Below are 11654 nucleotides of genomic sequence, written 5' to 3'. Positions count from 1 at the left end.
GATAACGTCTTGCCCCTTATGGGTATCGGCAGTATCGTTTGGATTGTTCATGAACAGTTAAACCACGGGTTCGATGGCTGATAACGCAAAGATGCAGCCCGACGATGCACAATCCGGGCTGGAGTTTGGCTTGGATGGCGATATATCGGGCGATGGTCAGGAAGACCAGATAGCACCGTCACCAGAAACGGCTCCCCCCCGGGGTGCTGGCAATAAGCATATCGATATCGGAAATTTCCGCGTTTTCCCCGATTTGCGATTGCCGGAATTTGATTGTGGTCCTTCGCAGGCCTATGTTGCCGAGGGCATTAAACGCGATGATGGTCCGATTTTTGCGCTGTTAACGGACCCTTCCTTGCCAACGCGATCAGAACTGTTGCGTGTTTTGTCCGGTGTTCGGGTGTCAGGCCAGCTTGATTTGCTGGATTATGAAATTGTTTATTGGCCCCCGCTGGACCGCAGCACCATTGTTTGTTTTTACACTAAGCCCGGTGGCAGCAAGGTATTTGTCGATGGTGGCAAAAAAGCCGTTATCGACGAACATGATTTGCCTGCCGCAGTTATTGTGCCGGTTATTAATATTCTGACGATTTTGTCGGATAAAAATCTGGCTCATCGTAATTTGCGTGCGGATAATCTGTTTTTTGCCGACGAGCAACGCTCCAGTGTGGTGGTTGGTGACTGTGTATCGTGCCCGCCAGGGTTTGCGCAGCCATTGGTTTATGAACCGATTGACCGTATGACAGCCGAAGCAGCAGGCCGGGGCGGCGGTGCCTTGTCCGATGATTTATATGCGTTGGGTATTACAATTGCGGCCCTTGGTATTGGTCATACGCCCCTGTCAAAGTTTTCCGACAAGGAAATTATCGAGATGAAGCTGGCGCGCGGGTCATTTCAAACCCTTGCTGCGCATGAAAAGCTGCCCTTAACCCTGATTGAACCGATCCGTGGGTTGTTATGCGACGATTTTGAAGAACGCTGGGGGCTGTCGGAACTAAATAACTGGCTGGATGGTCGCCGTGTGAAACCGGTGCAGGGTAATAGTGACCGGCGTGCAGCCCGTGCGCAAAATGTGGGCGGGCGCGATTATTATACTGCACGTGGCCTAGCCAACGGGATCGCCAATAACTGGGCCGCATCTCTTGCACCATTACGCGACGGCGTGGTCGAGGTTTGGCTGCGACGCGGTCTGAATGACGCTGAGCGATCCAAGGCGATGTCCGAGGCGATGCGCCAAATGGCGTGGTCGGGCAGTGATAAACGCACTGCGGAAGATGTTTTGGTATCGCGCGGGATTGCGATTTTGGACCCGAACGGTCCCGTACGTCACAAAACGTTTTCGGCAATGCTCGATGGTCTGGGATACATGCTGTCCTATGATGTTCAGCATGGACGCGGGGCCCAGGCATTTTCCGAAATCGTGGTTCGGGATTTGCCAACATTCTGGTTTTCGCGCATTAGCGGTTTTCGGCCTGAAATTCAGTCCCAGCAGCAGGTTTATAAAGGCCTGCGATATTATATGCAGCAACAAAGCATGGGATACGGATATGAACGTTGCCTGTATGCACTGGTTAAGAACCAGCATTGCCTAAGCCCGCTGGTGGAAAACGAATATGTTATTCATATCGCCCAGCTGTTGCCCGCACTGGAAAAAATTGCATCGGTAACACCACATAGTAACTGGCCGGTGGACCGGCATATTGCCGCGTTTATCGCAGTCCGGTTGCAAGATGACACCGAACCCCAGTTAACGGCGTTGCAAAACCCCGGTGATGAAGTTGAATTCAGCCGGTCGATCATTAGTTTGCTGGCCCTTGTGCAATGGCGTCACGGCCCCGATAGTTTGCCGCATCTGGGATTGTGGGTGGCGCGCCTGATGGAGCCGGCGACCAAGGTTTTCCATAACAAGGAACGGCGCGAAAAGGTTGAACGCGAAATTCCGAGACTGGCGAAACGCGGTAATCTGGTTGAATTGTACAATCTGATTAACGACGAGAAGGAACGGCGTTTGGACCAGGACGAATTTATCGCTGCCGTCGAAGAATATTCCGCTGCCGATAGCGAAGTTTTTGATCTGGAATCGTCCGGGGCGGCGCGGTTGATTTTGGCCGAACAGATTGGCCGTCAGGTGGCCTCCTTTGCCTCGACCATGATTGCGCTTTTGACTGTTTCGGCCTTGTTCATGATGACGGTCTGGTAAGGGTATCAGGCATGGCAAAGAAAAAAGACAAATCAGCGGGAAAATCGTCCAAGCAAGGTAAAAAGTCGGGCGGATTATCGTTTTTCGCGATTTTGGTCATGGCTGTTTTGCTGTTTATGGTCGCCTTGCCAACCTTTATCACGCTGGTGGTCGGGTTGCTGCCATCGGTGCTGGCATTTTTCTTTGATCGTCACCGGGGGCGGTATCTGGTGCGGTGCGTCTTCGGGTTAAATTTTTCCGGCGTGGCACCTTATGTGATGGAGCTTTGGCGGGACGGGGGCCAAAGCATGGCAATGGCGACCCATCAGTTGCTTGATCCGATGACAATGACAATTATGTATGGTGCTGCCGGGCTGGGGTGGTTGATGTATTTGGCAATGCCGCCGATTGTTGCCAATGTTCTGAATTTAACTGCCCAGCGCCGAACTGTTGAACTGCGTGAACAGCAGCGCGACCTGATCAAGGTTTGGGGCGAGAACCTGATTTCCGAGATTGAAAAAGGCAGCCGCTGAAATTTGCGGTTAAAACCATGTTTCTGATGTAATTTGGCATTTTGCGCTGGCGTTGTGGCTGTGTCGTAGGGTGGCGCAGTAATTTCATGCGTGGTGGTTTGCAATGATGCATACAAAAAGAACGGCCGCAATGGCCGCTCTTTCGGCGCTGACAAGAAACGGGAAAACTTGCCTGCGCGGGGTGTGATGGTGTTGTCGAAAGGTCGATGACAATTTGTTAACGGTGCTTCTGGCGCCAACTGGGCCGTTAGGTGTGTTGTGCCATAAATATCAGTGGTTTACGTATAACTACCAGCCAGATTGATGCCCCGTTGATCGGGTTGGACCAACGGGGTTTCTTTTTTAGTTGTGCATCGTCTGGCAGATTTTTTCAAATGCACGGACTTCAATTTGACGAATACGTTCGCGCGAAATGCCGTAAGTCATGCTCAGGTTTTCAAGGGTGACAGGCGTTTCACACAGGCGGCGTTGGGTCAAAATATCGCGTTCGCGATCATTTAGGCCCGACATTGCGGTTTTCAACAAATTCATGCGCTCAACAAATTCTTCGCGGCGACCCAGGCGAACTTCCTGATTGTCGTCTTCGCATTCCAGCCAATCAACCCATTCGCCTTCGCCTTCAACCCGAACCGGGGCGTTAAGCGAGTGATCGGGGCCGGCTAAACGGCGGTTCATCATGATCACGTCGTCTTCGGAAACGTTCAGCTTTTCAGCGATGGTTTCAACCTGTTCGGGCGTCATGTCGCCTTCGTCAATGGCCTGCATCTGGCTTTTCAACTTGCGCAGGTTGAAAAACAGTTTCTTTTGCGATGCCGTGGTGCCAATTTTTACCAGCGACCACGAATGCAGAATATATTCCTGAATGGCAGCGCGGATCCACCACATGGCGTATGTGGCAATACGGAAGCCTTTATCAGGGTCAAAGCGTTTAACCGATTGTAAAAGGCCGATATTACCTTCGGAAATCAGTTCGTTGATTGGCAAGCCATAGCCGCGATAGGACATGGCGATTTTCGCAACAAGGCGCAGGTGGCTGGTAATCAGCTTTTCTGCGGCTTTTTCATCCTGATGATCACGGTAACGTTCGGCTAGGGCTGTTTCGATGTCTGGTGCTAACATCGGATAGCGACGAATACGTTGTAAATAGCCGGTCAAGCCGTCTGGAGAGATCGTCGGTACTGCATTACCCTGTTTCATTGGTGCCTCCCAATGCGCTTGTGGAAAAGTGCATAAATCCCCTAGCACTGAAGATAGGGTATACATAGGTATTAGGAGGCGTCAATATAAAAATAATAATTAAGTATAGATCATGTACAACTTAAGGATAGGTCCAGGGCAGCATATACGGCTTTTAGATCATCCGGCATCGGGGCTGAGAACGTAATAAAGTTACCCGTCCGGGGGTGCGAAAAGCCAAGAGTTTGCGCGTGTAGCGCCTGTTTTCCGAATGCCGTAAGGGTTGCTTGTGACATTTGGCTAAGATGCCTGACCGAACGAGAGCGACTGTAAACCGGATCACATACAAGTGAATGCCCGATATGAGCCATATGAACGCGAATTTGGTGGGTTCTGCCGGTTGCGAGCTTGCATTTAACGACGGAAGCCAAGGAGTCGGGCCTTTTATCCACTACATTATAATATGTGAGTGCCGGTTTCCCGCCAGATACAAGCACAGCCATCTTTTTGCGGTTACGCGGGCTGCGCCCGATATTGCCTGTGATTTTACCTTCAAGCGCTTTGGGGCATCCCCAGACAATAGCGATATAGGTGCGTTCGATATTTTCCTTGTCTTCAGCAAATAATTTCGAAAGGGCACGGTGCGCCATGTCATTTTTGGCAACCACCATTGCCCCGCTGGTATCCTTGTCCAGCCGGTGCACAATGCCGGGTCGTTTCACGCCGCCAATACCCGAAAGGCTGTCGCCGCAATGGGCCAGAAGCGCATTGACCAATGTGCCACTTTCATTCCCTGCGGCAGGGTGTACCACCATGCCCGCCGGTTTGTTGATTACCAGCAGGTCGTCATCTTCATATAATACATCAAGCGCGATGACTTCGGCTTCCGGTGTTGCCGGTTCAGCCGGCGGGATTTGCAAGACCATGTTTTGCCCGGCACGGACCTTTGCCGACACGCTGTCTTGCACCACGCCATCAACCAGCAAATGGCCATCGGTAATCAGTGCCTTCAGACGCGAGCGCGATTCCTGGGGCCAGGCCGTGGCCAGTACCCGGTCAAGACGCGCACCGGCATCGTTTGCCTGTGCAGTGTAAACAAGGTTATCTTGAGGGGCAGATGGCAGAGACATGGAACTGGTATTTCATCACTATAGAAGCACAGGAAGAAAACAAAGCGATGCAACAAGACCATTTTGGTAATGTCTGGTTTTGTGCGACGCGGGTTGGCGCAACATAGCGCAAACACCGCCATTTGCAATTCCCGTGCATTCAAGGGGGATATGTGTTTATTCGGGGCTTCACCTTATGGGGTGCTTGCGATCATAATGGTCGGTGTGTCCTGTGATCAGGCAGGGCAGGAAAATCAGTCATTTTTCGGAAATATGATGCGCGTTATTAAAATACTTGTCGCTGTAATGGCGTTGTTGATCCTTGTGGGTATCGTTTTGGTTGTTTACGGCTTGCAGCGTGACAAAGCCGCGCGACTGGCAGCAAACGTGCCTGCTCAAACAACATCTGCCCAGCCCTCAGTCCCAGTTGCCGGGAATAACCCGGCCCCGGCACCCGCAACAACGGCAGATCATTTTCCAGCCAGCGATGTGGCACCCACGATCGGGCCGTTTGGCACAATTAATGTTGATCTGGCAGCAGATGAAACATTGTTGTCTTTTCGCATTGAAGGTGACCGGGCATTTTTGCATATGACCGGCCCCAAGGGCGCACGCATCATTGTTGTGTCCATGACGGACAAAACGGTGCTGGGACAGATATTGCTGATCAAGCCAAACTAACACTAACAGGAATATTCCCGGGTACCGGATACACCAGAAGCATGGCCGGGCAGGGCAACATTAAATGCCAGAAGATAAAATCGTTATCGCACAACAGGTGCTTGACGACATATTGAACCATGCGTCGCAAAGCTGGCCGATGGAATGCTGCGGGTTGCTTATTGCAAAGGCCGTTGATGATGGCGCACCTGAAGATTGTGCGCGGCCGGTTTTGCGGCATGTCCCGGCACGTAATGTGTCGCCTGATCCGACGATAACCTTTGAAATTGACCCTGCCGTGTTGTTGCGTACGCATCGCACAGCCCGCGCGCAGGGCGAGGATATTATTGGCTGTTACCATTCCCATCCGAATGGCCTGACAGAACCTTCGCACACAGATTTGGCGCGCGCTGAACAACCGGGATTTTACTGGCTGATTGTTGGCAGCAGCGCTGTTAACACCCGCAAATGGGCGGTTTATCAGCGCATGCCGATTTTATCAGATGATGCGGCCCCCAGGTTCTTTCGGCATTGCCTCTGGCAGGTTCTGTAAGGGGGGATCTGTATCGGATCCACCCACATTTTCATACTTTCCCCCTTCATTCGGATATTCGGATGGTTTTCCGCGTATGGCTTTATCCGGCTGCCAATCGTTCAAGCGCGCCGGTCTGGCGGGCGAGGCAGTGGTCCAGGTCGTATTTTTGATGAACCAGTTGACGGCCAAGCTGGCGCAACGGTTCGTAGCGGGCCGGATGGTCCAGCACATCGCCAATCTGGCTTGCCAGCAGGTCGGGGTCCCAGAAATCGGTCAGAAGGCCGTTTTTTCCGTGCTGTATTACTTCTTCGACCGGGCCGGTATTTGATCCGATCACCAGTGTTGCACAGCCCATGGCTTCAAGGACCGACCATGACAATACAAACGGGAATGTCAGATATACATGCGCCCGGCTAACCTGAAACAGGGCGATAAGCTGTTCGTGCGGAATTTGCCCTAAAAACACGATCCGTGCCGGGTCCATGCCGGTTTCGTCCATCATGACTTCGCGCCACGGGCGGCCATCGGGGGCAGGGACGCCGTAACTGACCCCATCCCCACCAGCAACCAGAAACATGGCGTCGGGGTGGGTTTGGGCCACTTTGGCTGCCGCGCGCATAAATTGGGGAAAGCCGCGATAGGGTTCAAGGTCGCGGGAAACATAGGTGATTACAGGTGTATTGCGGTCAATGACCCGGCCATCGGGCAAGGTGAATTTGACGCTGGCGTCAGGTTTACAGCGTTGCATATTAATGCCGTCATGACAGACACCGATTTTACTGCGCAACAAGCGCGGATATGCCGCACGTTGCCATTGTGTCGGGCTGACACCGGCATCTATTTGTTCCAGGGTGACAAGCTGGCTGCTGTTGCGCAGGCGCAGTTGTTTGCGCTGGTTAAACGATACCTGTTCGCGGGGGTCAAACCCCACGTCACGCCCCTTGGCATGATAAAAATGTTCGCAATATCCCAATAACGGGGTGTCAGGTAAAACATCGCGGGCAAACATCATGCTGCCCCAGCCAATGTGACCAAACACGATGTCGGGTTTGCCTTCCTGTGCCACCAGGGTTGCCAGTGTGTCGGCGGCGTGATGTCCGATCTGGCTGTGTAAATCAATGTGGCTGGCGGGTTTGGTGTGATCGGGAAGGGCATTCGCGGAACGATGCCGTAATACGCGTATGCCGGGCAGTTTTACGTTCATCCCTTCGCAAAGAAACGACACCTGCCACCCGGCATTTGCCAGGTGGCAGGCGAGATGTACAAATTGTCCCGGTCCGCGACGATGGACAAAGACGATTTTCATCGGCGGTTACGGGCCTCGTTTGTCATCATTGCTGTTGATGCGGGGATGCCGCCGTAACGCAAGGTTTGCGTCCAGAACTCCTCCAGTCGGCGTAATGTATGCAGGGCGTTTTCAAGTTCCGCCTCTCCATCACGTCCGGCAGAAAGGGCTTCGTGGTATTCCTCGTGAAATTCTTGCAGGGAATCGCACAGGTCATGACCTTTTTCGGTCAGTTTGATCCGTGCGGACCGGCGATCACGCGCCATTACCTGACGTTCGATATAGCCGGATTCCACGAGTTGCTTGAGATTATATGAGGCATTCGAGCCCATATAGTGCCCCCGATCCAGCAGATCGCGAACAGAAAGTTCATCATCGCCGATATTAAACAGCAATGCGACCTGAGCCGGGCTGATGTCATCATTCCCCAACCTGATCAGATCGACGCGCAGTAAATCGGCAAAACGCCGATAGATTCGTTCAACAGTATTTGCGAGTTCAAGATGAGTGACGGTCATGGCATTCGATCCGTTATCTGGTCCCAATATAAAGAGGTCGCTATCCGGTTGTTACCGGTATCGGCCAATCGTTTTCGGAAGATAACAGGACGTTGTTCTGTAACAATTTTTGACACGCCCAATCCTTCCTGTAGTTTGCTCAAAATTTTGAAGTAATTTCCAAGAGTATGGCCTTGGTATACTTCTTTGATTTGTGTTTTTACATTGTCCAATCATGAACATTAGATCGACATATTTCGATTTATTTTATTGCATCATGATTTCGCAACTATGTGAGCAGATTGCGGAAAAACTATGACTTTTTGCAAATTGGATGAGATTGGATGCAATTTCGGTCAAAAGGCGCGCCACGCGCCATGACAGCGCGGCGCGAAACACGCCCCGCCCTCGATGCGCCCACATTGATCCGCGAAGCCCGTTTTACGTTCGTGCGCGGCCTGACATGGGCCGGGATCGTTAGTGGTTTCATTAATGTACTACAACTGACCGTGCCGCTTTTCATGTTGCAGGTCCATGACCGCGTGATTAACAGCCAAAGCATGGAAACGCTGAATCTGTTGCTGGTGATCGCGGTGGGTGCCATCATTTTGTATGGCATTCTTGATTTCATTCGCGCCATGACTTTTCAGGAAATGGCAAAGTCATTATTGCGGCGTATGAATTTGCCTGCGATTGCCGCCGCCATGAGTGTCTCGATGGAAAAGGGCTCAACACCCGGAACCCAGGTTTTACGGGACCTGTCCGATCTGCGGACCTTTATCAATGGCAATACAATCGGTGCGCCGCTTGAAGCCCTGTGGGCACCTATTTTTCTCGGCGTCATGTTTGCCCTGCATCCCTTTTACGGTTTGGCAGGGGTGATCGGCGTGATCATGCTGATTGGTCTTAGTTTGCTGGGCGATGTGTTATCCCGCCGGGTGACAAAGGAAGCCAGCGATGCCAACTTACGCAACATTTCCGATATTGGTTCGTCCATTCCCCATGCTGAAGCCATCGAAGGTATGGGTATGATGCCTGCATTGGCAATGCGCTGGCGCTCGGCACAGCATCATACAACCGAGCTGCTCGACATCGCCAATGCACGTAGCAAGGGCATGTACTCCCTGACACGTTCCTTGCGGTATGGCCTTCAGGTTAGCGTGCTGGCAATGGGTGCTGCGCTTGTGATCAAAGGTGAAACATCGCCCGGTGCCATGATCGGCGGTACCGTGATTATGGGCCGGTTGTTGCTGCCATTCGATAACGTAACCCGTGACTGGCGCGGCTGGGTCAATGCGATGTCAGCCTGGCAGCGTATTCGCAGCATCCTTGAGCAACGTCAGTCCGAACGCGAAATCGAGCCAACCCCGCGGAGCGAGGGGCCGCTGGTTGTTGATAACCTTGTTTATGCCGTCGGCGGGCAAAGCATGCCCGTCCTTAAGGGCATTTCGTTTGATTTGAATCCTGGTGAAATTCTGGGTGTTATCGGGCCGTCGGCGGCGGGTAAATCAACCTTGTCGCGGGTCATAATTGGTGCGGCCAAGCCAACTGCTGGCGGCGTTTATTTAGATGGGCACAGCACCTATCTTTGGGAACGCGGGTCGTTTGGCGACATGGTCGGCTATTTGCCGCAATCGGTGTCGTTGTTAAACGGAACCATTCGTGAAAATATCGGTCGAATGCGCGAGGCTGACCCGCGCAAAGTGATTGATGCGGCCCGTGCGGCCGGGGTGCATGAAATGATTGGTCGGTTGCCGCTGGGTTACGATACCCCGATCGGATCAGGGCGCTATACCCTGTCGGGCGGGCAAAAACAGCGCATTGCACTGGCCCGTGCGTTATATGGCTGGCCCCGGCTGCTGGTTCTTGACGAACCCAATGCCAATCTGGATGCCGAAGGCGAGGCATCGTTGATCCGGGCCATCCGCACGGCGGCAGAAAACGGGGCGATGGTGGTTCTGATCGCGCATCGCCAGTCGATCATGCGTTATGCCCATAAATTGCTTGTGCTTCAGGATGGGCGGATCAAACAGTTCGGTGAACGCACCGACGTTGTGCAGGCGATTACCGAACAGGGTCATGATGTGAAACCCCTGCCAGATAATGGACGACGTTATGTCGCGACCCGCGGCAAGCTGGAAAACGGAGGTGCGGCATGAACCGTTTAATCAATCTTGATGATCGGGGGAACGTGATTAACCCCGATGCCCCCCAGCCGGTCTGGCATCAGGTGCTGGCTGAAGAACGCGATGCATCAAAGCAAAGCCTGCGCAAGCCGATGATCGCGGGGGCCCTGGTAATACTGGTTGGCTTTGGTGGTTTTTTCTTATGGGGGTTTAATGCCCAGCTTGATAGTGCGGCGGTTGCCTCCGGTTCGGTTATTGTCGATTCGCGCAAAAAGACCGTGAATCACCTTGAAGGCGGCATTTTGAAAAAATTGCTGGTTAACGAAGGTGATCGCGTACAGCAAGGGCAGGTTCTGGCCTTGCTGGATGGCACGCGTAGCCAGTCAGAACTGGAGCAATTGCGTGGTGAGCGTTATGGCCTGCAGGCAAAGCTGGCCCGGTTGCGCGCAGAACAGGACGGGAAAAGCACAATCACTTTTCCCCAAAGCCTTACGTCATCGAAGGAAAAATACGTTGCCGATATTTTGCACGATGAAAAGCGCCTGTTTGATAAACGCCACGAGGTTTATACCGCCAAGCGTGATGCACAGGAAAAACAGATAAAGCAATTTTCCGCCCAGGCCGATGCCCTTGATTCGCAAATCAATGCACGGGGCCATCAGCAAAAACTGGTGAAGCAGCAACTCGATGGTGTGCGCGAACTGGCATCAAAAGGGTATGCCACCCGCACACAGCTGGTGGAAATTGAAAATAACTGGAGCGACCTTGTTGGCGATGCTGGTGAATTTAAAGCCCAGCGCGCCGCAGCCGAACAGGAAAAAGCAGGTGCTGAAATTGAACTGGCATCCATTGAAATGGAATGGCAAAGCGACATTGCCAAATCGATACAGGAAACGCAATTGGCACTAAATGACGTTAATCAACGCATTACGGCCAAGGACGACGTTTTAAAGCGGTTGGAAATCCGTTCCCCGCAAGATGGTATTGTTAGCAATATCCAGATCAGAACCCCTGGCGGGGTGATCAGCCCGGCCCAGCCGATTATGGACGTGATCCCCGATAATGAACCGCTTGAAATTGAAGCGATGATCAACCGGCGCGACATTGACGCGGTTAATATGGGGGCCGATGCCCGGGTACGCCTGACGGCCTATAACCAGCGCCGTTTGTCGCCAATCAACGCCAAAATCAGCTATATTGATGCTGACCAGACGGTCGATGAAAAGCGTGATAGCTCCTATTATGTTGTTCGGGCAAAAATTGACCCCGCCGAACTGGCAAAACACCCCGACATAAAGCTAAGGGCAGGGATGCCAGCCGATATTCTGGTTCTGAACAAGCCCAGAACAGCGATCGATTATTTGCTCGATCCGATTGTTGAGGGTATGGGCCGGGCCTTCCGCGAAGATTGACCAGCCCATGAGAGTTGGCAGGTATTGTATGGCTTAGCATCCTTTTCGGTACTGTTATCTCTTGTGTTTGAACGGCGAATATTGTTTTGCCATGCAATTTGATAAAGGCCAGTCCCTTGCGGGGTTGGCCTTTTCTTGTTTG

At 52.5% G+C, this 11654-nt stretch carries 10 protein-coding genes; 6 read left to right on the top strand and 4 right to left on the bottom strand.

The window, feature by feature from the left end; translation table 11 throughout:
- Positions 1 to 73 precede the first annotated feature (73 nt).
- Positions 74 to 2200 (top strand): protein kinase family protein, encoded by a 2127-nt coding sequence (locus J4E05_RS02640; protein WP_349592188.1) that lies wholly within the window; start codon positions 74 to 76, stop codon positions 2198 to 2200.
- A gap of 11 nt (positions 2201 to 2211) precedes the next feature.
- Complete coding sequence (locus J4E05_RS02635) at positions 2212 to 2712, top strand: hypothetical protein (protein WP_246832956.1); 501 nt, start codon at positions 2212 to 2214, stop codon at positions 2710 to 2712.
- 342 nt (positions 2713 to 3054) lie between these two features.
- Here J4E05_RS02635 and rpoH read toward each other — a convergent pair whose 3' ends face one another.
- Positions 3055 to 3909, bottom strand: a complete 855-nt coding sequence (gene rpoH, locus J4E05_RS02630) for an RNA polymerase sigma factor RpoH (protein WP_085591503.1) — start codon at positions 3907 to 3909, stop codon at positions 3055 to 3057.
- Between the two features lie 110 nt (positions 3910 to 4019).
- The gene (locus J4E05_RS02625) at positions 4020 to 5018 is read right to left on the bottom strand and encodes an RluA family pseudouridine synthase (protein WP_349592186.1); all 999 of its coding nucleotides are present in this window, start codon (positions 5016 to 5018) and stop codon (positions 4020 to 4022) included.
- 252 nt (positions 5019 to 5270) lie between these two features.
- Here J4E05_RS02625 and J4E05_RS02620 point away from each other — a divergent pair, with 252 nt between their 5' ends.
- Together J4E05_RS02620 and J4E05_RS02615 are read left to right on the top strand one after the other, a co-directional pair.
- On the top strand, positions 5271 to 5678 hold the full coding sequence (locus J4E05_RS02620) for a hypothetical protein (protein WP_349592184.1): 408 nt from the start codon (positions 5271 to 5273) through the stop codon (positions 5676 to 5678).
- Positions 5679 to 5742: 64 nt separating this feature from the next.
- On the top strand, positions 5743 to 6210 hold the full coding sequence (locus J4E05_RS02615) for a M67 family metallopeptidase (protein ID WP_349592182.1): 468 nt from the start codon (positions 5743 to 5745) through the stop codon (positions 6208 to 6210).
- Between the two features lie 82 nt (positions 6211 to 6292).
- On the opposite strand, the gene J4E05_RS02610 is transcribed toward J4E05_RS02615, so the two are convergent.
- Both J4E05_RS02610 and J4E05_RS02605 read right to left on the bottom strand, forming a co-directional pair.
- Positions 6293 to 7498, bottom strand: a complete 1206-nt coding sequence (locus tag J4E05_RS02610; RefSeq protein ID WP_349592180.1) for a glycosyltransferase — start codon at positions 7496 to 7498, stop codon at positions 6293 to 6295.
- Positions 7495 to 7995, bottom strand: a complete 501-nt coding sequence (locus J4E05_RS02605) for a MarR family winged helix-turn-helix transcriptional regulator (RefSeq protein WP_085591494.1) — start codon at positions 7993 to 7995, stop codon at positions 7495 to 7497. Before J4E05_RS02605 ends, J4E05_RS02610 begins: the two co-directional genes overlap by 4 nt.
- A gap of 323 nt (positions 7996 to 8318) precedes the next feature.
- On the opposite strand from J4E05_RS02605, the gene J4E05_RS02600 reads away from it, so the two are divergent.
- Complete coding sequence (locus tag J4E05_RS02600; protein WP_349592177.1) at positions 8319 to 10133, top strand: type I secretion system permease/ATPase; 1815 nt, start codon at positions 8319 to 8321, stop codon at positions 10131 to 10133.
- Positions 10130 to 11512 carry an HlyD family type I secretion periplasmic adaptor subunit gene (locus J4E05_RS02595; protein ID WP_085591490.1) on the top strand — a complete coding sequence of 461 codons (1383 nt, stop codon included), beginning with the start codon at positions 10130 to 10132 and terminating at the stop codon, positions 11510 to 11512. The genes J4E05_RS02600 and J4E05_RS02595 overlap by 4 nt, the downstream gene beginning before the upstream one ends.
- Positions 11513 to 11654 lie beyond the last annotated feature (142 nt).

This window comes from Thalassospira sp. NFXS8, assembly GCF_040148805.1.
Classification (GTDB): Bacteria; Pseudomonadota; Alphaproteobacteria; order Rhodospirillales; family Thalassospiraceae; genus Thalassospira.
The sequence above is the reverse complement of the archived record's forward strand: the minus strand, read 5'-3'. Positions and strand labels throughout refer to the sequence as shown.